General features: G+C 42.1%; 16 protein-coding genes and 1 pseudogene. 3 read left to right on the top strand and 14 right to left on the bottom strand.

Features of this window, described 5'->3' with window-relative positions; genetic code table 11:
• Nucleotides 1-29: 29 nt before the first annotated feature.
• From ACOQON_RS15585 to ACOQON_RS15545, 9 genes and pseudogenes are all read right to left on the bottom strand, one after another.
• On the bottom strand, nt 30-3593 hold the full coding sequence (locus ACOQON_RS15585; RefSeq protein WP_420576347.1) for a T9SS type A sorting domain-containing protein: 3564 nt from the start codon (nt 3591-3593) through the stop codon (nt 30-32).
• Between the two features lie 101 nt (nt 3594-3694).
• Entirely contained in the window at nt 3695-5161 is a 1467-nt protein-coding gene (locus ACOQON_RS15580; protein WP_420576346.1) for a tetratricopeptide repeat protein, read from the bottom strand.
• A gap of 130 nt (nt 5162-5291) precedes the next feature.
• Nucleotides 5292-9662 (bottom strand): T9SS type A sorting domain-containing protein, encoded by a 4371-nt coding sequence (locus ACOQON_RS15575; protein ID WP_420576345.1) that lies wholly within the window; start codon nt 9660-9662, stop codon nt 5292-5294.
• Between the two features lie 104 nt (nt 9663-9766).
• Nucleotides 9767-11413 (bottom strand): tetratricopeptide repeat protein, encoded by a 1647-nt coding sequence (locus tag ACOQON_RS15570; RefSeq protein ID WP_420576344.1) that lies wholly within the window; start codon nt 11411-11413, stop codon nt 9767-9769.
• Nucleotides 11394-13916 (bottom strand): ligand-binding sensor domain-containing protein, encoded by a 2523-nt coding sequence (locus tag ACOQON_RS15565; protein ID WP_420578696.1) that lies wholly within the window; start codon nt 13914-13916, stop codon nt 11394-11396. Before ACOQON_RS15565 ends, ACOQON_RS15570 begins: the two co-directional genes overlap by 20 nt.
• Nucleotides 13917-13928: 12 nt before the next feature.
• Nucleotides 13929-14030 (bottom strand): annotated as a pseudogene (locus ACOQON_RS15560) (hypothetical protein); the annotation flags it as partial.
• A 53-nt stretch (nt 14031-14083) separates the two neighbouring features.
• Entirely contained in the window at nt 14084-15385 is a 1302-nt protein-coding gene (locus tag ACOQON_RS15555) for a TRAP transporter large permease (protein WP_420576343.1), read from the bottom strand.
• On the bottom strand, nt 15382-16689 hold the full coding sequence (locus ACOQON_RS15550; protein ID WP_420576342.1) for a hypothetical protein: 1308 nt from the start codon (nt 16687-16689) through the stop codon (nt 15382-15384). Before ACOQON_RS15550 ends, ACOQON_RS15555 begins: the two co-directional genes overlap by 4 nt.
• Nucleotides 16667-17227 (bottom strand): TRAP transporter small permease subunit, encoded by a 561-nt coding sequence (locus ACOQON_RS15545; RefSeq protein ID WP_420576341.1) that lies wholly within the window; start codon nt 17225-17227, stop codon nt 16667-16669. Before ACOQON_RS15545 ends, ACOQON_RS15550 begins: the two co-directional genes overlap by 23 nt.
• Between ACOQON_RS15545 and rlmN the strand changes: the two genes are divergently transcribed.
• Nucleotides 17217-18257 (top strand): 23S rRNA (adenine(2503)-C(2))-methyltransferase RlmN, encoded by a 1041-nt coding sequence (gene rlmN / locus ACOQON_RS15540; RefSeq protein WP_420576340.1) that lies wholly within the window; start codon nt 17217-17219, stop codon nt 18255-18257. The genes ACOQON_RS15545 and rlmN overlap by 11 nt on opposite strands.
• Nucleotides 18258-18300: 43 nt before the next feature.
• Nucleotides 18301-19158 carry a hypothetical protein gene (locus ACOQON_RS15535; protein ID WP_420576339.1) on the top strand — a complete coding sequence of 286 codons (858 nt, stop codon included), beginning with the start codon at nt 18301-18303 and terminating at the stop codon, nt 19156-19158.
• A 5-nt stretch (nt 19159-19163) separates the two neighbouring features.
• Here ACOQON_RS15535 and ACOQON_RS15530 read toward each other — a convergent pair whose 3' ends face one another.
• The 5 genes from ACOQON_RS15530 to ACOQON_RS15510 are packed head-to-tail and all read right to left on the bottom strand — an operon-like array spanning nt 19164 to nt 23456.
• Nucleotides 19164-19535 carry a hypothetical protein gene (locus tag ACOQON_RS15530; RefSeq protein WP_420576338.1) on the bottom strand — a complete coding sequence of 124 codons (372 nt, stop codon included), beginning with the start codon at nt 19533-19535 and terminating at the stop codon, nt 19164-19166.
• Between the two features lie 42 nt (nt 19536-19577).
• The gene (locus tag ACOQON_RS15525) at nt 19578-20492 is read right to left on the bottom strand and encodes a rhomboid family intramembrane serine protease (RefSeq protein ID WP_420576337.1); all 915 of its coding nucleotides are present in this window, start codon (nt 20490-20492) and stop codon (nt 19578-19580) included.
• 3 nt (nt 20493-20495) lie between these two features.
• Nucleotides 20496-21284: a rhomboid family intramembrane serine protease gene (locus tag ACOQON_RS15520; protein WP_420576336.1), complete on the bottom strand. Its 789-nt coding sequence runs from the start codon at nt 21282-21284 to the stop codon at nt 20496-20498.
• 7 nt (nt 21285-21291) lie between these two features.
• Nucleotides 21292-23115, bottom strand: coding sequence for a DNA mismatch repair endonuclease MutL (gene mutL / locus ACOQON_RS15515; RefSeq protein WP_420576335.1), 1824 nt, complete (start codon nt 23113-23115; stop codon nt 21292-21294).
• Nucleotides 23112-23456 carry a hypothetical protein gene (locus ACOQON_RS15510; RefSeq protein ID WP_420576334.1) on the bottom strand — a complete coding sequence of 115 codons (345 nt, stop codon included), beginning with the start codon at nt 23454-23456 and terminating at the stop codon, nt 23112-23114. Before ACOQON_RS15510 ends, mutL begins: the two co-directional genes overlap by 4 nt.
• 83 nt (nt 23457-23539) lie before the next feature.
• Here ACOQON_RS15510 and ACOQON_RS15505 point away from each other — a divergent pair, with 83 nt between their 5' ends.
• Nucleotides 23540-25777, top strand: coding sequence for a serine hydrolase domain-containing protein (locus ACOQON_RS15505; protein ID WP_420576333.1), 2238 nt, complete (start codon nt 23540-23542; stop codon nt 25775-25777).
• Nucleotides 25778-25822 lie beyond the last annotated feature (45 nt).

The following is a 25822-nucleotide window of genomic DNA, read 5'->3' as shown; positions in this document are numbered from 1 at the left end:
CCATCGCAATAGCCATAGCTAATGCTGCCTTAGTTTGCCTTTATAATTCGATGGTTAGCAGAGCGATCTCCATCCATAATTTTCAATAAGTAGATACCTGGTTGTAAAGACTGTAGATTCATTTGGAGTTGCGTGCCCACTTCGCGCTTTAATTCCCTACCCTCCATATCCATTAGTCTTGCAGATATCGATTCTTTTGCATCTATATGGATGAAGTTGGACGTAGGGTTGGGGTAGATTTTGATCTTAAGGTCTTCCAGGCCGAGAGCTACTTCTGATACTGTGAAGGTGAATTCATCAGCCACCGACCCCCCATTTCCATCGGAGGTAGATATTGAGATAGTCGTTGTTCCAATTCCAACCTCAGAAATAGTGAGTGTTGCTTCTGTGACTGCAACTGTTGCTACATCCGTATTATTACTCGTTGCGGTAAAGGTTAGCTCATCACCATCTGGGTCAGCGAAAACTTCTGCTAAGTTTATTGAAGTAGTTTCAAAACCCTGATCCACGTTTTCATCAATTATTGGATTTGCTACAGTAGGTGCATTATTGTTTACTGAGAAGCTGAATGCGTCTGAAACAGAGCCGCCAAAACCGTCATCAGCAGTTATGGTGATGGTGCTAGATCCAACACCTACTTCATTGATTTGAATCTGATCTCCTTCAATAACCTCTGCAGTCACAACATTTTCATCTGAACTCTCTACTGAGATATTCAATGAGTGCCCTTCTGCGTCAGAAAATACGTTTGCATAGCTAATTACTGTTGATCCGAATCCGGCGTTATCCTGCACATCACTGAGTTCGTTTTCAACAATCGGAGCAGCGTTCGGAGCAGTTGTCACTGTTACCGTCCACTCTTGTGCTTCCCCATACTCAGATGTTACTGTGTAGACAACAGGGCTACTAAAGTCCTGTGCTCCGCTCAGGTCAAGTTCAGCATAATCAGAGATACTTATTGTCGGATTCAGGTTGCTGACATCTGTACCGAAAAGCGTTTCGATGGTAATTGTATGGTTTTCAGCATCAATGACTGCATTTCCGGTTTGCTCAGCTAAGCTGAATGTCAGAATATCATTTTCAATTTCGATCCTTCGGATTCGGTAAAGTTCATCATCCACGCCATTGTACCCCATGAAATAGGCGTAATTATCCAGTATGCCAAGGGTATAGTAATCATCACCGTTTTGCACATAAGGTTCTACCTCAGCAACAAATTCAATATCTCCCATTCCATCATATCGGTGTAATCCGTAAGGGTTTCCGTCTGATTGAGCTCCAAAGTACATATAAGGTCCGAACTCAAAGAACGAAGATGGGTTGGAAGCTTCTGCTCCAGTAACTAAATCGAAAGGGGTTAGATCCGTACCATCGTATTTGAACAGTTCGCTTCCATTCACGCCATCAAAAGCCTCGAAGTACAAAATATCCTTGAATTCGAAAAAGCCATTAGGGTAGGAGTCTCCCGATGGATTGACGTCAATCAATTGAACGTTGGTTCCGTCAACAATATGCAAATCGTGACCATTAACACCGTCATTGGCCTTAAGCACTAGTTTGTTTTGGTATTCGGTTAGATTACCAGGTGATGAACTCGAAGAGCCTTCAAAAATATCAATAATGCTCACAGAAGTTCCATCATACATACCCAGTTCCTGTCCTTGAGTAGATGATGTAGCTCTGAAATACAAGTTTGATCCTGCAACAGTCAACTCACTGGGGCTGGAGTGGCCAGTTCCTGAATTAATATCAGCTACAAGGCTGACGGTGGCACCATCGTACTTCCAAAGTTCATTACCACTTGTAGCATCCCTTGCCTTAAAATAGAGATCGTTATTGTAAATGCAGAATTCACCCGGGTATGAGCTATTCGTCCCCTCATTGATGTCTTCGACAAGCGTGATTGTGGACCCATTGTAAGTATAAAGCTCACAACCGAATTCATCAGAACATCCTTGAAAATAAAGTGCTCCATTGTACTCAAAGAAACCATCTCCTTCGGACCCGGAATAATTGAATACTTCGAAGCTGGAGCCGTCATACACATAGATCACATCGTCTTCTGCAGTGTATCCAAAATAGAGCAATTTATCGCCAAAGCTTACCATATTATACCCTTCCGTTGCATCAATGCCGGGATATTGATCGGCTACTAACTCGGTTGTTGTGCCATCGCTGGACCATAGCTCGCGACCATTGATCCCATCATCAGCTGTGAAGTATATTTTATCACCTAGCGCTGTTATATAATAGGGGTCACCAGATTCCGTCTTTCCGTGCGTAGGTACTCGTGAAGCAGTGGTCCCGTCATATTCATACAGTTCCCAGCGCCGACTATTGTCGTTAAAAACTGTGGTGAAAACTACTTTCCCGTTTAGCTCTGTCATATGTCTGGGAGACCTTTGTCCTTCACCCATGTCGATGGTGTTGAGGTTGGTTCCGTCGTACTCTCTTAGTGTAGTGATGGTTCCGTCGTATCCCTGAAAATAGAGCTTTGAATTGATCACGGAAAGGAAATCCGGATTGCCATTCCCTGAACCTGGATTAAGATCGATTCTGGTAACCGATGTGCCATCGAATTTATATAGTTCATCCCCATTAACTCCATCATCTGCTTCGAAATACATGTTACCGTTAACAATGGCGAAATGGGAGCCACCGCTTACTCCATTTGCAATGTTTGAATTTCCACTACCTTCGTTGATGTCTCCTACATTTGTCACAGTGGTTCCATCGTACTCCCATAGCTCCCCTCCAAAATCACTTCCGCTTACAAAACCATAGAAATAAAGCTTGGAATTGAACTGCGTCATAAGTCTAGGGTTTCCAATCGTGTTATCCACATTGGTTACATCGGTACCATCATAGACCCACAAGCTCTGCGAGCCTGTGCTGGCATTGAAATAAAGTTTACCATCATATTCTTCGAAATCAGGACTCGTTGCGGCAGACCCAATGGATCCACCACGAATATCCTGTACTAAAGAGGTGGAAGTACCATCGTATTTCCAGAACTCTTGTCCATTGACCCCATCATCTGCGAAGAAAACCAGTTCGTCATTATAAACGACGAGGTATTCGGGATCAGACCCTACTGAACCTTCTTGAATATCATGAACTTGAGTGGCTGTGGTTCCATCGTACTTCCATAATTCGTTTCCGTCAACTCCATCGTCTGCAGCGAAGTATAAGTCTGATCCCCATACGGTCAAGTAGCTGGGATTTGAATCACCGGATGAGTTGATATCAATCAGGGTGGCGGTAGTGCCGTCATATTTCCATAATTCCCTTCCGTTCGTTCCATCATCCGCGGTGAAGTACACTGTGCCATTTAGGTCGATGAAATCACGTGCAGCAAAGGTTCCTGTAGTCACGTCGATGGTGGTATAGTCTGTCCCATCGTAGATACCGACATTGGCATGGACAGAGGTAAAGAAAACTTTGTCTCCAGCTTTGTCCATTACATGGCTAAGCGGAATGGTTTGCTGTGGCAAAGTATTAATGTCCTGAACAAGTTCAGGTGTTTGCGCTTTGACTGAGAGAAATCCCATCAGCATAGCAGCGATAGTTGTTAAGTTTTTGATTTTTGTCATGGCATTGCGATTTTGTTCAGCTCAAAGTCACTGAAATGCCAAGAGGTTTTACCTGACCTTATGGGTTAGTTTTTAAAAAATAAATCGTAAGTGATTGTGAATCAGCTCGTTTTGAGCATGAATTGAAATGCCTCTTTACGGTTACCAACCCCCATTTTTGAATAGGCATTTCGAAGATGAAATTTTACCGTACTCACAGAAATGAACAGTTCTTCTGAAATATCAGGATTGGATTTGCCCTCTATGCTGAGTTTGAGGGCATCAAACTCACGTTCCGTAAGTGGAGTGTGTAGTTTTTTATTCAGTTCGTCCATATCCATTTCCATAGCCAATTCGGATGGGCTGGAATGAAGTTCCATGAATCGTTTTTTCAAGGCCTCTACCTGAAGCTCCTGCGCTTCTCTTTCTGCCTTTAATTTTTTGTTTCGCTGAATGAAGAAAATAGCTAAAGCGACAATGGTCATGACGGCTCCTACACCAATAGCAATCTGCGCATTTCTAGCACTGGCAAGGTTGGCCGTTTGCAATTCATTTTCCAAAGACAAACGTTCAATTTCCGCTTCTTTTTTGGCTGTTTCATATTTCGTCTCAAGTTCCTCAATCTGTTTAGATTTTTCAAGTGTAAAAACCTCTTGTTGCTTCGCTTTACTTTTCACTAAATATTCATGAGCCCTTTGATAGTTGGAGGTGGCAAGACTAATTTGTTCCAGTAATTCATAGGTATATATGACATCTTGTGCTAACTCATTTTTTTCTGCCATATCGAGTGCTTCTTTAGCCAGCTCGTTGGCTTTTTTATAATTACCCCGGGCAAACTCATTTTCTGCCATCGATTGAATGGTATTCTGAATGCCCGAAGAAAATTTTATTTTTTTAAAAAGAGCTAATGCCTTTTCGAGATATTCATCTGCTTGATCAAATTGCTCTAAGAGGCTGTAGGTTGTTGCTGTGTTTAGAAAAGTATTAGCAAGTCCATCTTTCTCATTTATAGCTTGAAAAATTTCGGATGCTTGGTTGTAATAGTCAAGCTCGCTATCATAATCTCCGGAATAGCTGGCCATAATTCCCAGGTTATTGAGCGCATGGCCAAGTCGTAGCGAGTCTCCAAAAGACCTGGATAGTGACTCTACTTTTTTATAATATTCTACTGCTCGCTCGTCTTCCTCTTGAAACATAAAATCAATTCCAATATTGTTGTAAGCATCTATTAGGGTTACAGTGTCCTTAAATGCTTCTGCTATTTTCAGAGCTTTGAAGCAATACCAGGTAGAAGTATCATAGCTGGCCATGTAGCTGTGAGCCGACGAAAAGGCAATATAAATCTGGCCCTTTAAAGAATCATTTTGCACATTCTGAAGTGCTTCAGCAGCAAGAATCAGTGCTTTTTCTGCATTAGTTTCCGCGTATTCTTTAGCAAGCAATGTTAAAGTAGAAGTGTATTCAGTCGTATTTTGACTCAGTTTGGATAGCTTAGACTCAAGGTCCTCAATGTTCTTTTGACCAAAGACATGAAGTGTGATTGATTGGAATAGGGTCAGGAGAAATATTTGTGGAAATAGACGGATCACGAATCCAAATTAACTAACCCTGAATAGACAACCAATAAAACCCGAGATTTACCTGTGGGTATGAAAGAAGCGAAATAAAAAAGGGCGGCTCCTGGAGCCGCCCATCGCAATAGCCATAGCTAATGCTGCCTTAGTTTGCCTTTATGATGCGCTTGGTTTCCGTTGATTCACCGTCACTGATTTTTAGGAGATACATGCCGGCCTCAATCGCTCGCAGATCCATTTGGATATGTTGACCGTTGGCAATTTGCAAGGTTCTTCCATTTAAGTCAATCAGCTTTACTTCCAGTGATTTGCTCGAACCGATATTCAGGAAGTCCACGGTAGGGTTTGGATACAACTTTACACTTAAGTCTTCAACTAGCCCGAGTGGAGCTTCTGTAACGGTGAAAGTAAACTCATCAGAAACAGACCCTCCAAAACCATCGGATGCGGTTACTGTGATGGTACTTACTCCAATTCCTACTTCAGTTACTCGAATATTATTATTTGAAGCTAGTTCTACGGTCACAACATCCGTATTACTGCTTTCAACTGAAATAGTCAATGAATGTCCATCGGCATCAGCGAAAGCATTCACATAGCTGATGAGTACCGAGCCGAATCCTTCTTCCTCACTCAGGTCTTCAAATGCTGTCTCAAGAGTAGGGGCTGTATTTTCACCAACGATCACTGACACGTTCCAATCTTGTGTAGAACCATCCTCCGCTGTAACGGTGTAAACCACCGAATTAGTAAAATCCTGTGCTCCTCCCGGGGAATAAGTAGCATTGTCAGAAACAGTGATGGTAGGAGTGAGATTCGTCACATCCGTTCCTATTTCTACTTCAATGCCTACGGTGTGATTGTCCTTGTCAATGACCGCTTCACTAGTCTGTTCTGCCAGAGAGAAGGTTAAAATATCATTTTGCTTACTAGCACAAAACGTATTGAATGAGACACCTTCATCATAGCTGTAATTCGCTTCTGCATAAGCTACATCCGTGGTTTGGGCGCATGTAAGATTTGGATTATCGTAGATGTCCAAACTGTACACCTTCCCAATGTTTATTTCCTTAAGGTCATTTGAGTAGAGGTAAACCACACTATTGTTGAGTGTCCCTTCCGGATCGAAGTATACATTGCTCAAATCAATATACTGGATGTTATTGTATTCCAACTGCAAGTAATACAATCTGGAAGGATCAGACGGCAGGATGAGTTCTTCAAGCTTTCCTCGTTGTGGTTCGCCTTCTGTACCATCTCCTCCGTAGATATCAATTCGTTCCAGCAAATTGTTATTCATAAGGTCTAGTGACACTACATTGGTTTCCAATAATTCTATGGATGTTAAACCGGTCAGGTTACTCACATCCAAAGAAGTAATGTTATTACCTGAAGCACTCAGTTGTTCGATGTTTGTCAACCCTGTCAGGTTAAGTTCATTTAGATTGTTATAGTCTAAATAAAGTCGAGTGAGCAATGTATTATTTGATAGATCGATTGAAGGGATATCATTGTAATACAGATTTAGAAACTGAAGGGATGTGTTTTGGGATAAATCAACTGACAACAACTCACAGGAATTGCAATTGAAATCTGTAAGATTTGGATAAAGCGTCAGGTCCAAGCCTGTCATAGCCGTCCTTGACACATTTATAGTTTCCAAAAGCAGGTTATTGCTCAAATCAATTTCGGCAACACCTTCTCCAAAACTTTGCGTGAAGATGAAACTTGTTAATTGGGTATTGGCAGTTACATCTACTTCGTTGAGTGAGGCCTGATATTCAATTCTCAATCCATCCAGATTTTCGAACGCTTCGATACCGGTGAGATCTGTTACTGCATAGCTAAATGTTCGGAGCTCTCCTGTATACGCCAGTGCTTCCCCATAGGTAATGTCTCCATCACTGTTTGAATCCACACCGGAATTAATGATGCTTGTTTTCCAAAAGCCGTCCGGAATGTGGACAATCTCATCCGAATCACAATAGGCAGAGAAACTTGCTCCTGCATCTATGTTTGTCCAGTTTTCCTCGGAATACCTGGCCTGATCTACCTTGATACAACTCAATCCTGAGTTACCCGTAGCGTCAAACACAGTGAAATTTTGGTTGTTCCCATTTTTGACATTGAGGAGTGTTAGATTATTATCACTAATGTCTAATCCTGTAGTACCTGTGAAATATTGAAGTTCATCTGCCGTGGTGATGCTTAGACCTGAAAGGTCTAACACTCCTGTGAAAGCGGCTGCTTCACTCAATCTAATATCACCATCTGCATTTAGATCAATGGCAGGAGTGTAGCTTAAGAGTGCTGTCTCAAGGTTTGCATCAGCAAACGGAATAGGAAAATCATCACAATCAATATCAAAGCTTTGACCCTCATCAATATTGATGAAGTTGGCTTCCGCATAAGCCACATCGTCCACTGCAATACAGGTTAAGTTAGGGTTGCCATTAGTTCTGAATTGAGGCGCGAAAATACCTTCGATATTGCCGTTCTTGACATTTAATGAGGTAAGGTTGTTATCCTGAACATCCAAGTGTGATAGGCCTGGTACATGGCTAAAATCCAGCTCAGTAAGCGCATTGTTTCTGAAAACAACGGTTCGGAGTTCTTTATTATTAGAAATATCTACCTCCTCAAAGTATGAATCATTCAGGTATAAGTTTGAGAGTGCCGGATTGTTCCTCAAGTCCAACGATGTGAAGTTGCTGTTTTCCATACCGTTTAACTGTAAGGTGCTCAGCAGTGGATTCATGGAGAGATCGATCGAGCCAATGGCAGCACCTGGCAATTTTAGGGTGGTCAGCTTTGTACACTGTGTCAGATTGATAATCGAGGTATTAAAAGTTGTGGGGAGTTCAAGTGTTTGGAGTGCCGTGAAAGCTTCAAACCCGGAAATAATGGATAAGCTGGTGTATGCAGTATATTTCAACTCTGTTATTTGTTCAGCCTCACTGACCTGAATATCCCCGTCATCATTGAGATCATACCCATCTGCAATAAGTCTATTTTCAAAAGCAGTCGGAACACTGGCAGTACAATCTGTACAGTAGTTGGCAGCAGGGAAAAAATTCCAGTTGTTTTCTGAATAGACAGGATCATCCACTGTAATAAATGAAGGATACCAGGAAGCCCAGGTAATGTTCGTGATTGCCTCATTGTTTCCATTATCGAGGCTCAGAACCCGCAGCTCACTGATGCCGGAAATATCTAGTGTAGTTAAAGCTGGATTTTCAGATAAATCAAGGTTTCCAATGTCCGTTTGTGCCACATCCAATCCGGTAATTCCAGTGAAGTATCTTATCTCACTGACGTTCTTTATTGGATTCTGTCCTATGTCAAGCACCCCTGTGTAAGCAGCAGCCTCTGTTTTTGTGATTACCCCATCAGCATCAGTATCTATAGCAGGAGTGTGTTCTAAAAGGGCCGTCTCAAATGCCTTATCAATAAATACTATTTGACCGGGAACACAGATATCTCTGAAATTTGAAAATCCATTTAATGTCAGAGTGGTTGCGTTAGGGAAAGGGTCGGTTGGATTATCAACCTGAATGCAGGTGAGGTTAGGATTATCGCCAATGGCGATGTAATCTAGCTTGTCATTGTTTCCATTGGCTAAGTTTATGGACTCAATGAGACTTTCTGTTTCGTAAAAATCAGCACTCCAGTGATAGAAAAAAGTCAGGTTGACATTGCTTGATAAGTCAAGTTCCGTCATTGAGGTGTTTGAACTATAGAGCATTTCAAGTGAGGTGTTTTGTGATAAATCGATTGTGGTAATCGGGTTATCGATTATGATCAGCGATTTAAGATTGCTCAATGAGCTGACGTCAATGGAAGTAAGGTTGCTGGTCCTACATTCCAGGTATTCAAGATTAGGAAACTGTGTAAAATCGAAGGTGTTTGAGAGCGGATTGTCTCCGTATCCCAGTTGCGTCAAACTTGATTCAATGCTGGCAGGAAAGGTAAAAGTAGAAATCTCATTTTGCCAGAAATTGATTCCCTTTAGATTGATGTTGTTGGTTACATCAATGGAAGTCAATTGATTCCCTCTAACATCCAAATAGATCAGGCCGGTGTTGCTGTTTAGGTCAAGAGTAGTTAGTTGATTAGTAAATAGAACAAGCGTATCTAGTTGTGTATTCTGTGAAACATCTATAGATGACAGTGAATTTGAGTATGCATAGAGGTAAGTAAGGGCAGTAAGGTCTGTGACATCAAGATTCGTTAAACTATTCTGGGAAATGTTCAGTTTGGTGATGTTAATAAAAGCTTCCAGCCCGGTAGCATCACTGATACTCTGATAGTAGAGGTTTAAGAAACCGGTAAAAGCCTCCGCTTCACTCACCTGTATTTCATCGTCACCGTTGGTGTCGATGACCGGATCATGGGCGAGCAGGGCATTTTTAAAATTCGTATCGTTAAACGTTACGTTTTGAGCACTTGCTAGTTGATTCAGTGCAACCACTATGGAAGCAAAGAGCAAGAATTTTTTAACTAAGACATTTGTCATGGCATTGCGATTTTGTTTGGATCAAACTTCTCGCGATACCATAAGAATCTGCCTGACCTTATGGGCTAGTTTTGTCCTACCCTTGTGGGTAGTTTTGTCAAGAACTAGCTTGAGGTAGCCTGGAAAGCGAATTTCAATGCCTCTTTTCTATTAGACACTCCCAGCTTTTGGTAGACATTTTTGAGGTGATACTTCACTGTATTGGTAGAAATGTAGATTTTATCTGCGATCTCACTGTTGTTTTTATCGGTCATTGCCATCTGCAAAACCTCAAATTCACGATCACTCAGTGGCTCCTTTAGTGCTTTGTTTAGCTGATCAATGGAGATGTGCGATTCCTCGGGTTTGAAGTCAATGAGCTGTTTGATCTGGAGTCGCAATTCACTGATTTCCGACTGCATCAATTGTTCTTTTATCCTACTTTTTGAAATAAGTGAATAGGTAATGAGCGATCCGGTTACTAATACAATGATCACCAAAACAGTCAGCCAAAATGTAGTATTTTGTTCTTGAGCAAGTTTTGCTATCGCTACATCACTTTCCAATTGCAAAATCTCATTTTCACTTGCTATTTTATCCACTTCATATTTTACGGCCAGTTCAGAAGCTGCCCGTTGGGCTTCAATGGTTTTGATCGAATCGGAAAGGATGCCGGCTGTTCTTAGCGCATCATATGCTTCTCCTGATCGTCCCACTTTGTTTAGGAGCTGTGCATATTTCTTTTGAGCAATGTGGAGATGCTTGATCGACCTTATTTCTTCTGCAAGTTTTATGTTTGTTTCTGTAAGCTTAATAGCCGCTTGTTTCCGTCCCTGCTTTTCATAAGATTCAACCGCTGCTGTGTTGGCCATCAAAATCAGGTCACTTTTTTTCAACTGTGCCACTCTATCACTGGCTTTCAGGCTCCACTCCAGGGCTTGTTCCGGAAAATCCATTTGATTTAAGATCATGGCACGATTGATCCATCGGTTCGCCAGGTTGATTTCATCATTAAACTGCTCATGAATTTCAATGGATTTCTTATTGTAGAAAAGGGCGCTATCCCATTCGCTTTTTCGCAGAAAGGCTTTTGAAAGATTGTTATACCGGGTGCCCAGTGAATTGTAATTCCCGGAACTCTTCGCCAGAAGGAGTATAGACTCTTTAAAGTATTGGATGGCCTCATCCGGATTGTTCATTTCCAAAGCGGCATATCCCAGTGTGTTCAGGTCAAAACCTATGGCTGCAGTGTCTCTTCTTTGCTTATCTATCGCATAAGCAAGCTCCAGCAAGTTCATGCCTTCTTCCAGACTACCTTGCTTTAGGTGAGCATTGGACATGTTGTAGTAACCTACTGCTACCTCCGAGCTATCATTCAATTCAACTGCAAGATCAAAGGAAGCTTTATAGTACTGCAGCGCCTTATCGTGGATTCCTAAATCACTATAGCAAAAACCAATATTGCTAAACGTTTCCTGTAGTACTTTCCTGTTTTCCAACAGTTTGATTTGCGGTTCTTCACTCGCTAGCAGGTAGTTCTTCAGGGAGTTTTTGATGTCTGCCAGATAGTAGTAAGCATCTCCCTTTTTGCTGTATAAATAGTAGTAGTCTTCATAGAATTGCGACAGGTTGAGTAGTGAATCTGCTTGTTTGATAGCTTCTTCGTACTCCTCATCCTCAATCAAATCATGGACTGCTTTTGAAACATCCGACTGGGAAAATAGAAGACAAGGAAATAGTACTAATACCAGATTAAGACTTTTTGACCACATAAACTAAGGCTTCTTTGCGATTGCTGACGCCTAATTTACCATACGTGTTTCTTAAATGGAACTTTACGGTGCTGATTGATATAAATAATTCATTTCCGATCTCACTATTTGATTTTCCTTCCAGGCTGAGTTTGAGCACCTCGAATTCTCGTTCACTCAGTGGAGTGTTTAGCTTTTTATTCAATGCAGTCATATTAAGGCTTATATCCGGAGGTGTAGCATTTAGTTCGATTAGCCTTTTATGCATTGCTTCCAATCTCAGCTCCTGTGTCTCCATATCTGCTTTGCGTTGCAGAACCCTGATCCTGATTTTATAAAGAGCAAAGGCCGAACCTATGATGAATAAACAGCCGAGCGTATAAAACCACCAGGTTTCCCAGAAGGGGGTTTCCAACAGAATTTCAACTGATTTTATTTCACCCCAGTCTGTATCATGATACCTGGCCTTTACTTGAAATGTGTATTTGCCACCCTCCAGATTCGTATACCTGACATACCGTCTGTCTTTGGATGGAATCCAGTCTTTATCCTGCCCGACTAATCGGTACGAATAAGAGATTTTTTCCTGCTCATGAAAATCGGGAGAGGTAAAAGAAAATGCTAAAGAATTGTGCTGGTAGTCAAGAATAATTTCATCAGTAAAGTCAATGGCTTTTTCAAGTGGATAAGTGTCATTTGCTACTTCGAAAGAAAGCAGGTTTACTTTTGGGGCTGTCTTCTTATATGACTCATTTTGGGCAGTCATTTTTAAATAGTTCCCATGCGTTCCATAATAGACATCTTCATCTATTATCCTTAGAACCCCTTCACGATTAATGATGCCATCAGAAAGGTCATAATTGATTATTTGCATTGAAGTGGGATCTAGAAAGCTAATACCCCTTTGTGTCTTCAACCAGAGATTATTTTTATGATCAACCTCTATCTGAGAAATGATATTTCCCGGTAAATCAGAATTGATCACGGTATATATTTCAGTAGAATTTTCACCTTTCCTGATCAGTCCTGAGGTGGTGCCTAACCATATGGTTCCTTTTCTATCTTTTGCGAGGGATAATACGTCTGGATCTTTCTTCCCTTCAGATAGCTTCAAGGGAAGCTTGGAAAGCTGGTCAGATTCAGGTTGATAAATGGTTACTCCTTTGCTCGTCCCAAACCAAATAGAGCCATCTTCTTGAAGGATCGCTTGATTCTGCCACTCTTCGACGTTTTGATCATTTGTTAGCTTGCTAAGCTGATGAGAAGATAGATCAAGTTTAAAAGAACCTCCGAAACGTGTTAGAATTAACAACTGTTGATCATCCCATTTCAAGAGCGTGTTAAGTGAAATTTCCCGCCCTTCAAATTGCGCAAACTCAAGCTTGTTAAAGCTTTTGGAAGACTTATTGAAAGTATACAACTGATTATCATATCCAATCAGATATATAATGTCCTTGTATTCCAGAATGACCGAAAATTGAGTTTCACCGCCATACTTGTAGAACTTTGATTCACCCGTAATCTTATCTATTTCATAAACTCCATATAGCGAAATGCCGGTTATATATATCTTATCATAAACCCCAGACAAATCAGATACTACCTTCAGTGGGTTTTCTGAAAATGGGACGGTAAATGCGGAGAAAAGCGATTGCTTTTTATTTGAATAGGAGATGCCATGCCTTCCGCCTACCCACACACCATCGCCTTCTGCATACACAGCATAAGTAAACCCCGGAAACGGGGAAGACTGATTGTTAACATCTGCCGGGAGGAATGTCAACTCTTTTGAGTTCACATCATATAACCCCAGCCCTCTTCGCCTACCTGAAACCCAAAATTCAGTTTCAGACTTTTTAGCCAGATCATAAATGCGAACAGTTTCTGAGGGATCAGTATACACGCCTTCCCACTTTTCTTTGTCTATGTGATAAATGTCTACTCCTGCATGAAAAAAGCCTCCCAGTAATCGGGTGCTATCAATTTGAATTAAGGAAAATAAGCCATGCCTGTTTTTTGGTGTGAGCGGATGATCGATCACTTTAAATGATTCTTTTTTGATATCGAAGCGGATCAATCCGCTCGTTGTGCCAAGCCAAAGTAGGGAGGAGTCATATGCATCCAGAACCAATCCTCGTATTGCCTTTACTCCCGGAGTTGTGACATCTTCAAATGGGTCGTAGTTCACACTTGTACCCTCTTTTATGTTGAATTTACTAAGTCCAAATCCATTATCAAATCCAACCCATAGGTTGCCATTTCCGTCACATATAATTTCTCTGACACGATCTGCGGCTATGCTGCTGGGGTTTTTAGGATCATGCTGATAAGAACTAAAAGTCTCTGTCGCCGGATCAAACTTATTGATGCCGCCGCTATTTGTACCAACCCATATATTCCCTTCTGTATCCTGGCAGAGCGCAGTTATAAAGTCATCAGAAATCTCATAGCCCAGATCCTGTGTGAAAGGCTTTATTTCATATCCATCATAGCGACAGAGCCCGGATGCTGTACCGAACCACATAAAACCTTTTTGGTCTTTTAAGAAAGCATAAGCCTGATTCCCCGGTAATCCCTCACGTTCAGTCAGTCTGGAAAACGTAATTTCCTGACTGCTGGCGTGAAAACAAATAAGCACTAAAACTAAGACAGCACTAAATCTCACTTTACAATTATGTAATTATTAAAGTATTAAATTATCGAAATCAATCCCGGAAACACAATCAACAAGATCAGAAATAATAGTTGAATAATCACAAAAGGAATAATGCCCTGATAAATGTGGCTGGTTTTCACTTCCGGAGGAGCTACACCTTTCAGATAAAACAAAGCAAAGCCAAATGGAGGGGTCAAGAATGATGTCTGCAAGTTGATTGCAAGCAAGATTCCAATCCAGATTAAATCCACCCCTAGTGAGACAAAAATGGGTGCTACTACAGGTACGATGATGAAGACAATCTCTATAAAATCAATGAAGAAGCCCGAGATAAACACAACGATCATGACTACAATGAGAAAAGTAGTCGCATCCAGATCAGCACTTTGTATAAGATTCAGTAAAAATTTATCGCCCTCTAATCCTCGAAAGACCAACGAAAATGCGGTTGCTCCTACTAAAATCATAAAGACCATGGAGGTAAGCATAGTGGTTTCCTTCATCACTTCTTTTAGTATGGACAAGTTGAATTTCTTACTCACCAGTGCCAAAATCATTGCGCCAAAAGCACCAACACCGGCAGCCTCGGTAGGCGAAGCGATTCCGGCGAAAATGGAACCCAGCACAATCAGAATCAGGATGAAAGGAAACAGAAAGGACTTTACTACCTCTGCTGAAAAGCCTTCTGATCGGAATTCCTTTACTTGCTCCCTCGAAACTTTTGGTACTCGCTCCGGGAAGATTTGTCCATAAATAATGATGTAAAGCAGGTAGATCACCACCAGGCAAACCCCGGGAACCACTGCCGCCAGAAAAAGATCACCTACCGATACATTCAGCACACTACCTAAGAGGACAAGAACTACCGAAGGAGGAATTATTTGACCAAGTGTTCCGGAGGAGGCGATTACTCCTGTACTGATTCGTGGGCCGTATCCGTTTTTCAGCATGGTAGGTAAGCTGATCAGGCCCATGGTGACGACCGTGGCTCCTACAATACCTGTGGATGCGGCCAGCATAGCACCAACCACCACAACCGCGATGGCCAGCCCGCCGCGAATTTGACCAAATAGCATACTCATGGTGTGAAGGAGTCTTTCAGCAATGCCGGACTTCTCCAGCATCATGCCCATGAAAATGAAAAGTGGAACGGCCAGCAACACAAAGTTTTGCATGGTGCCATATACCCTGAGGGAAAGAAGATAAAAGAAGTCAATATCGAAAACGATCAGGCCAACGAAGACAGAAAGCCCGCCGAGGGTAAAGGCAACCGGATAGCCTAATAAAATCAACAGGAATATTACTCCAAATAAGATTAATGGGAGATACTCAATCATGGTTTATCGTAGATAAAATAGATGTTGCTGATCGTTTGAAGGGAATAGTTATCTTTTTCTACAATGTCTTTGGCTACTTCTTTCATCCCGGTAGTATCAATGCCAATTTTTAGAAAATGCGGGCCTCCATCGAATTTACTGATATCAATAAATGAGGTAAAACCAAACTCGTATGACCTGGGGTGTTGTGTTTTAAACCAACTGATGCTATCCAGACGTGTTTCATCAATACGAATATTAAGTCGCTTTTTAAAATAAAAGGTGACTGAGTCTGAGGATAGCCGATCCCACTTTCCTTTTTCTAATTTTTTTCCTTCAAAAAGATGGATACCACCGAAAGCATCAAGATCTTTTAGAAAAACCTTGAGTGTATTATCATGCACAATGTCTGACTGTATAGTGGCAACTAACCTGTCAGTGTTGTTTCTAGTGTTTTCATAATTGGAAGAAATATACTCGCCCAAAGCAGCTTTGATGTAGTAGGCTTCTTCCTTTGCGTCCCGAATACTCTTAGTTAGGTAAACAAACCCTCCTGTGATGATAAGCACAACAATAGGAATCAAATACGACCGCCATCCTTTTGTATTAGAAATAAGTACCAATAATGATCTTCTGTATAAGAAGGAAAGTGTAACAACCCTAAAAATGAGAGCGACATAATAAAACCAGTCTGCTGACCAATTTTTTCTTCTGAAATAGCCATTTGTAAGGAAATCTATAAAAACCAAAATTGTCAGTAGAAAGTAGAAGAGAATTAGTATGCCAATGACCCCTCCCATGTAGGTGTTTTCACTCATCAAAGGAGTGATTAGCTCAAAGAAGAAAATAAAGGAAAAGATAAAGGAAGCAAACCCTACAAGCGTCCCAAAGAAAATAAATGAAATGCCATAAATGATCGAAGAGAGTTCTTCTAATCTCAGTACCATTTTAACAAGCGAGCCTGAATTGGTTAGTTCTTTTTTAAATTTTCCTTTGAATTTCAAGGAGGTGGCATCTATGCCTTTAGGAAAAACATAGCTGAGCCCTACCGAAGCAACCCAAATTCCCCTGACGAGGATGTGAAGGATGTAACCAAAACTTAACAAGCGAATCGCTTTTTCAATTATCCCGAACAACTTATGTAGCTGGCTACCACGCTCAAACGATTGGAGTGCCCACATTTCTAAAAAGTCTGGAATTTGAAATAAGGTATAAAGCAAAAGTGCCGATATTAATAGCTCCGCTTCCCAGCTATTCAGCTGGATAGTTTTCAGCCAACTCGGAGTTTTTTCAACCTGCGGCTTATTGGTTTTCTTGTCCTCCATGGGTGATTGTCTTGATTGATTGTATGATTAGTGAAATGCCCTGAAGCGCTAATAATAAAAAGCCTACAGGAATGGTTGACTTAATAATCCATCTGGCTGGAAGTCCGCCGGGCTGAGGACTGGTTTCATTCATAGAAAATGAGCTCTGAACAAAAGACAAAGACTCCCAGAAAGCAACAGCACAAAATGGCATCAGGAGCAGGAGTGTTCCGATTAGGTTTACCCATGCTTTAGATTTTGGAGAGAACCGGTGATAAAAAACATCTACCCGTACATGCTTATCCTCTTTCAAGGTATAGGCTGCCCCAAGCAAGAAAATGGCTGCAAACAGATGCCACTCCAATTCAAAAGAAGCGGCTGAGGTGATGCTGAAAGTATATCGTAGAATTACATCCACAACGATTATCAACACCAAAAGCAGGGTAAGCCACGAAATGGCCTTACCAATTGTTTTATTTAGGTTGTCGATTAGGGTCACATCAACGAAAATAGTAAAAGAACCGTAACCATCTTTATACCTTTGCAGAATGAAGGACATCAGGAAAGAGACGTTGGAGAGTTTGACAATCTGGTTTGAAGCGAATGGAGAAAAGAAATTTCGTGCAAAGCAGGTATGGGAATGGTTGTGGGCGAAATCCGCCAGGACTTTTGATGAAATGTCGAACCTTTCCAAACCCCTTCGGGATAAGCTGAAAGAGGAATTCGTGATCAATCACATCACGATCGACAATTCTCAGCTTTCCAATGATGGCACCATTAAATCCGCATTTCGTCTTCACGATAAACATCTGATTGAAGGAGTACTTATTCCGGCAGACGATCGCATGACGGCCTGTGTTTCCTCTCAGGTTGGCTGCTCACTAAGTTGTAAGTTCTGTGCGACCGGATACATGAAAAGAGAACGAAACCTGGATGGTGGTGAAATTTATGATCAGGTGGTGGCGATTAGAGATCAAGCGGAAGAACACTATCAAAAACCTCTTTCTAATATTGTATTTATGGGTATGGGTGAGCCATTGCTCAACTACAAGGGAATGATGGAAGGGATTGATCGCATCACAGCCGAAGATGGATTGAATATGTCACCGAAGCGCATCACGGTTTCCACTGCAGGCATTGCGAAGATGATTCAGAAGCTAGCCGACGATGAAGTGAAGTTCAACCTGGCACTTTCGCTTCATGCAGCAGATGACAAGAAACGTGATTCCATCATGCCTATCAATGAGACCAACACCCTTGAGGCATTGCTTAAAGCACTGAACTATTTCTACGATAAAACAGGAAACCGAATCACGTTCGAATACATCCTTTTTTATGATTTCAACGACTCAATCGAAGATGCAGACAAGTTGCTGAAATATGCGCGAAAGGTTCCCGGAGTTCGTGTCAACATCATTGAGTACAATCCAATTTCCGAAGCATCATTCACCAAAGCTGACCCTGAGACCATCGATCGGTTTGCTAATCACCTGATCAAGGGAGGGATTCATACAAGTGTGCGTAGAAGTCGGGGTAAAGACATTGATGCCGCATGCGGACAGCTGGCGAATAAAAGTAAGGTGGCGTAGTTTGAAACAAAAATTTTATTTTTGCGCCTCTTTCTCTTTTTAAATGAGAGCGGTAAAACCATCACATATATTTATAATCGGGCTGCTGATAAGTGCTTTCACTTTATCTATCCGGTTTTTTGCCCATCAAAAAGTAGTCGCTTCCATCTCGGATTCTCGATTGGTTGAGGTCTCTGGAATAGATGAGTCTTATACAAATCCCGGTTATTTCTGGACACATAATGATAGCGATAGCGATCCGATTATTTACTTGATCGACAAAGAGGGAAATATTCACATGGAAGTGACTTTGGAGGGAATTGAAAATCGGGATTGGGAAGAGATTGTCACCGTCAATAATGGAGAGCAGTCGTTTATTTATGTCGCCGAGACAGGTGATAACCGGGCCGTGCATGAGTCTGTCAGTTTGATTCAGCTGGAAGAACCAATATTCAACTCTGCCACGTCCAATGTCCCGAGAGAGAAACTTAAAATCATGCAGTTCAAATACGCTGAAGGAGCTAGAGATGCTGAGGCTGTGTTGTATGATTATCAGAAGCAGGAATTTGTGCTTGTCACAAAGAGAGAAAAACATGCCATGGTCTATTCATTTCCTTTTGAGATCAATCCAACTCCGATGGTAATAAAAGCAAAAGGGACGATCCCATCCCGAAATTTTACCGCAGCTGATATGAATGAAAAGGGTGAATTGTTACTGAAACATTACGATTCAATATTTTACTGGGGACAATCAAGTAAACCGGCTGTTGACCGTATTTTGGATTGGAACCCCCGAACAATCGACTATACTCCTGAACCACAGGGGGAAGCCATTTGCTGGCACAATGGTAGTTTCTACACGATCAGCGAAAAGAACATAGGGAAGCCGCAGGAAATGTTGTATTTCCAGCGGCTGAGGTAGTTTTTTTAAGATTCAATTTCCTGACAATTTCCTGATACGCAATCCATCTCTGGAGCGGTAACGACAGAACAATCAGAACCGAGGTTGTTTACCTCATTGTATTTCGAATTCAGATCGTTGTATTTCTCAATGAGGGCATCAAGCTTTTGTTGATCAGTTTCACTGGAGTGAACAATAAACTTTGTCGGCCCACCACAAGGCTTGACGCCTACAGGAGTAGCAACGCAATGGTCGGATGACTCACAGGAGTTAACGATAAGTGCTTCTATTTCATCATTGATGCTGTTCATCTGACTCAATAAGTCATCGGAAGTCGGTGTGTCCTCTTTGCAACTCAACACCAGTAGCAAAGGAAAAATCAATAAGTATTTGCTCATAGCTTTTAGCTTTATATAGCCAATTAGCTAGCAAATCTCGTGCTACTTCTTGCTTGCGTTGAAAAGCTTTTGCTTCTCGTCTTTCGTGAGGCTTTCATATCCGGACTCTGAGATCTTGTCCAGGATCGCATCAATCTCAGACTGTGGCGTTTTATCTGCTGAGGAAGAGGCACTTGATTTTCCATCTGAACCGGATGGCCGTCTATTCCCACCTCGATGAGTCACTTTGATTTTGGGCTGAGGTTTAAATAAGCTTTTGACAAAATGGATGAAGCTAATGACCCAACCCCCGATATCAGAACCTTTGTTGAGCTGAGAGATGTACAGCCATCCTACAAATGCTCCTCCCAGGTGAGCAATTTCTCCTCCGGCATTCGCCCCCGTCGTTCCAATAAAGGACATAAACACATAGAAGATGGCGATGTATTTGATCTTAACGGGTCCAATAAAAATCAAGAAGAATGTATAATTAGGCATAAACACTGCCGCACCCACAACAATAGCAAAAACCCCGGCTGATGCACCAAGCATCATCGATTCGGCGACACGATCTGCATAAAATGGAAGGAAATTGTAAATGAATATGTACAATAATCCACCAGTTAGGCCACCCAAAACATAGAGTGAAATCACCCTCTTGCTATTCAGAAACTCCTGAATGATGCGTCCAAACCAAAACAGGAAAAGCATATTGAAAAGGATGTGGAAGAAATCAAAATGAGTAAAGAAGTAGGTGACCAAACTCCAGGGCTGCAGAAGTAGGGTGCCAACATCAGCAGGAAGTTGAAGTTTTCTGAAAATCCAGAAAAAAGTATCCGTAGCTCCGCTTAGATCAAAGAATACTTTGAAAACACGAGCCGCAACAAAGATGATCAGGTTGATCAGAATGATCTGAACGACCGCATTGTTCGGCTTGCTCCAGGCGTTGCTAAATTCTTCTTTAATTCCTCCGTTCATCGTCTAGTAAAATCTTCGGGTATCGTTTTTCCAGATTTTCAACAAAATAAATGCAATTAGCATTCCACTCAAATGGGCAAGGTGCGCCACGTTATCTCCGGGCATCCGATTAAACTCTGCATAAAGCTCATACATCCCGTAGAAGAACACGAGGTATTTGGCCTTGATAGGGATTGGCGGAAAGAGAAGAAAGAGTTCCGTGTTCGGAAACAGAAATGCAAACGCAAATAGAATCCCGAATACAGCTCCTGAAGCTCCGACCATTGTACCCTTGGTAATCACGCCATTGTAAATGCTTTTTACCGCAGCTACAGTCTCAGGTTCATATGCTGGGTTATCGTAATAGAGATCCAGCAGTTCGCCACCTCTAGCAACGTTAATAAATGATTTGTTTTCAATAATGAATTGCTCAAAGGCCTCCGGACTTGGATTTTCAATGTAGGCTTCAGCAGCATTTTTTAGTGGGAGCTTTTCTGCTGCATCTACCACCCCGTAAAGCACTCCTGCGCCTATACCACAAACCAGGTAGAAGATCAAAAAGCGTTTAGAACCCCAGACCATTTCCAGCATGGGAGCAAACACCAAAACAGCAATCATGTTGCCAAACAGGTGCCACATACCACCGTGCAGCCACATGTAGGTGAGAAACTGGTAAGGTGCAAACTCAGACGAATAGACCACCCTTAGCCCAAACCACTCATTAAGAGGAAGTCTTAAAAGCGAAGACAGCAGCAAAATTGCCACATTGATGATCAGAATATTTTTTGCGACGGGAGTGAGTCTTCTAAACACGTTCTATTTAGCTTCTTTTAAACCATTCATTTATTTGCTCTAAGCTAACCAAAACATACGTAGGATTGCCATCCGGAGTATAATTTGGTTGCTCGCAGGCGAAGAGTCGATCCATCAGGTGATCCATCTCTTCCTCTTTCAATTTGTTGCATCGGCTACCCGCTGTTCGCTTGGCCAACGCCCTTGCCAGGCTTTCTTTCTTTGGAAGGTCCAACTTCTCCGCATTAAACTTATACTGCTCTATTAGACCTTCAAACACCTCTTTTTCGTTGCAGGGAGCCAGCTCCGATGGAATGCCCTGTATCACGATCATGCGTTCACCCATCTGTTCAAACTCGAAACCCAGCTGATTGATTTCTTCTTTCAGCTCCATCGTCAATGCAAAATCGGATGGATTCAAAGCAACCTGCTGCGGAAACATGCACGACTGTGAGGTGCCGGTTCCACTTTTGATGGACTTCCGGTACTGCTCAAATAGGATTCGCTCCAGTGCAGATACTTTATCGAGGACCACCATCCCACTCTTCACCTGACGAAGCAAATAACGTCCGTGGAGGTGATAAGTTGGCTTTTTTTCTTCCTGATCTGTAGGCTGATTCATAGAGCTACTGAAAGTGGTTTGCACCACTCGCTCTTTTTCCGCTTCCTCAATAGTGGCAATCTCTTCCTGAGAAGCAGAAGCATAAAGTTCATTGAGCTTATCCAGACGCTCTTGATTGCTTTCCAGCGATTTGAAAGAACTGTAATCCCGATCTTTTTTATTCGATATCGACTGGCTTTCTCGCTGGATATTCAGATGTTCAAAGCTCACATCTGCTGAAAAATCCAAGGAAGGAGTGACGTTGAAAGAAGCGAGCGCCTGACGTACAGCCGAGTTTATCACACCGTAAAGCATCCGGTCATCATCAAACTTGACTTCCGTTTTTGTGGGGTGAACATTGATATCGACATGTACGGGATCAATTTCAATGAACAATACATAGAAAGGGAAGTAATCTTCTTTGAGCAACCCCTCATAAGCACGGGTCACCGCATGATTTAAGTATGCGTTTTTGATGAAGCGATTATTGATGAAAAAGAACTGCTCGCCCCGGGTTTTCTTCGCATTCTCTGGTTTTCCTACATAACCGGTTACTTTCACCAAATCGGTTTCCTCACTGCAGGGCACTAGCTGTTGCTGATAATTTTTTCCAAAAAGCTGCACAATGCGTTTGCTCAACTTGCCGGAATCCAGTTTATAGGTTTCCAGGTCATTTTGTACCATGGAAAAAGCTACTTCCGGATTAGCAAGTGCCACCCGCTGAAATTCATCGTTGATATGGCGTAATTCGACAGGGTTTGATTTCAGAAAATTTCTCCGTGCCGGCACATTGTAAAAAAGATTCTTAACGCAAATCGATGTGCCCTGATTGTACGCAATTGGCTCTTGACTTTTTACCTCTGAGGATTCAATGATCAATTGCGTCCCCAGCTCATCTTCTTCTTGCCGGGTTTTGAGTTCCACTTGGGCGACTGCCGCGATGGAGGCCATTGCTTCACCCCGGAAACCCAGCGTTTTGATTTTGAATAGATCGTCGGAGGTTCGGATTTTGGAAGTCGCGTGACGCTCAAAACTCATGCGCGCATCCGTTCCGCTCATGCCACACCCATTGTCCACTACTTGAATTAAGGATTTTCCCGCTTCTTTGACGATAAGCTTGATGGAGGTCGCTCCCGCATCCACGCTGTTTTCCAGCATCTCTTTTACCACGGAGGCAGGACGCTGCACCACCTCACCAGCGGCAATCTGGTTGGCAATGCTATCGGGCAATAAGTGAATGACATCACTCATTTACGCCTTCTTAATGTTTTTAATCTGTAGAGTAAATAAACCGGCAAAGCGATCCACAGAAGGTAATAGAAGATTTCATTACCAAATTGGAGCCATCCTAAAACCATCACTCCCAAAAGCGCCGCTATTCCTAACTGAAGCATGGAAGTGGCAGGGGCTGATTTAGCTTTTCGCTTAAATTCAATACGGGAAGGACGGTAATCGCCAGCATCTTTTCCTTCCATTTCTTCCTTGATGCGCTCGGTTCTTTCCTTAATTTCATCTTTCACCGGGTCGTAATACCGTGGTTGTATTCGAAATTGTTGGTGTTTTGGTAGACGAAAAAGGGATGGAAATCGCATTGGGTATCATTATTGGTCGAATGTTCTGTTATTGAACACGACATGTTCGAAAAATTGTTCAAATTTAAGATTAATTGCCGTTTATGAGAGACTATCTCTTAATAGTATTTGCCTTAATAGGCACATCCGTCTTTGCGTCTGATGATGAGGTAAAAGAAGAGGTGTGGATTGATGGTGATTCCTTTTACAAATCCATCGGCCACAAGAAAAAATCAACCATCTATTTTAAGCAATGGTCAGGTTACGTAGGCCAGTTTTTGGAAGATGAGAATTATTATGTTGCCTTACAGTTAGATGAATTTTTCGATCCACTTCCAAAAGATGGTGTTGCTCTTCCCTCGCTCACTACCCTTGCAGCCATTTCGGATAAGGGTTTAAAAAAAGATTATTTCAGATTCCTGGAAAGCTTTGGCCGAACATTCGGAGTAACTTACATGGTGCTTCCGGACACATCTTTATTTTCCGGATTTGAATTGGAGGTGATCAAGCAAGCGAATGAGCACTCACCATTTTATTTTCTGCATCAGTCTTCACTATCCAGATCAATACCAAGCTCAAAAAAAGAATACGAATCAAAAACAGAATCGTGCCCTACCATATGGTTGGCTGATCAGGATGAAAATACCAGGAAGCTAAACAGGTGGAGTGAAAAGCTCGAAAGCGCCAGACAGGAGTCTTTCTATTCCCAACTTAGAGAAGCTAAGCAGGCAGCATTTATGCCAGCCTTTGAGCTACCAAAATCATTGGCAGGGGCAGTTTTTAGTGCCGGAGTAGTGGCCATAGATCCAAATAACACCTTTCCTATTCAAGGAGAAGTTGTTACCTATCTGGGTCTTGACATTCAGCTTAAAAATCGATTGGCTCAATACCTGCAAGTTTTGGACTATCGTATTGCGGGCGTGCCCTGTATCGTTGATGCACGAAATCACAATGGCGAAATAGAGGAGGAGGATATTGTTATCCAGGTAGGCCAGCGGTACGCTAATCATACATCTCTTAGTTTGCCGGAGGTATCCATTCAGGGTGAGGATGTAATCATTGCTAAGAAGCTTTTCGGGGCAGAGGAAATTACAGGAAGAAGCAGGCACCCATCAGCCAGGCAGGTGGATAATCTTCGATTTCTCGGCTATTCCGATGCTGAAATTGCCGGTATCAACTCAAGTCATCTTCGATGGATCGATTCCCTTGCTGCAGATGCAATCAAAAAATTTGCTACCCCAGGCATGCAGTTGGCAGTTGTGAAGAGAGGGGATGTTGTTTTCGAGAAAGGGTATGGCTACTATACGTACGATAGTATGCATGCAGTGACTGACGAGACCGTTTACGATATTGCATCGGTGACAAAGGTGGCTGCCACCCTTCCTGCAATTGCATTACTCATAGAGCAGGGGAAGATCAATCTTGATGATACCTTAAGCCAACACCTATCCATTTTTGAAAAATCCAACAAGTCGTCGGTCACACTTCGACAGTTGCTGGCTCACAATGCAGGTCTGCGATCATACGTACCATTTTGGAGCATGATGATGGACGGGGATCGGCTGGATGCCTTTTACTACAAAACACCGGAGGATGAGGCCAGAGACATCAGAACCTATGGACTGGAACCCCACCCCAGCATGCTTGATTCATTAAAGAGCTTTATTGTCAAGTCAAATCTGATAGAGAATCCGCATGCGTATAATTACAGTGATCTGGGGTTTATGATTTTGCACCTTTTGATAGAAGAGGTATCGGGAGAGCCATTTGATCAGTTCCTTAAAGAAAATTTTTACCTGCCTATGGGCTTGAAAAGCACAACTTTCAATCCCATCAGAAATGGAATTTCTCCACAAAAAATTGCACCTACAGAGTACGACCAACGCTATCGCAACTACCAGGTGTGGGGAGAGGTACATGATCGAAATGCACTCGTTTTCGGAGGTGTTGCGGGGCATGCGGGACTATTTTCTACGGCCAGTGATTTAGCAAAGATGATGTCGATGTTTCTCAATGGAGGTTATTACGGGGGTCGCCATTATTTGTCCAAAGAAACCCTCAACTCACTAAATATCCGTTATTTCGATAATAACCGCAGGGGACTTGGATGGGATAAAAAAGGGGGAGAAAAGAATGCTGCCTCTTCCCTGGCGAGTGATGAAAGCTTTGGTCATACAGGTTTCACCGGCACCATGGTTTGGGCGGACCCTGAGTATGATTTGATCTACGTTTTTCTTTCCAATAGAATATATCCGGACGCAGATAACTGGAAATTAAGCACGCTGAATACCCGAACACATATTCATGATGTGATTTATCAGTCGCTCCAAAACATGGAATGAAACTAAAAGTCCACTCTGTCAGTTTAAAAATCTTGAAGAAAATAG

Origin of the sequence: Ekhidna sp., assembly GCF_965221965.1 — a bacterium.
Classification (GTDB): domain Bacteria; phylum Bacteroidota; class Bacteroidia; order Cytophagales; family Cyclobacteriaceae; genus Ekhidna.
Note: the sequence above shows the minus strand (reverse complement) of the source record. Positions and strands in the feature narration are given on the sequence as shown.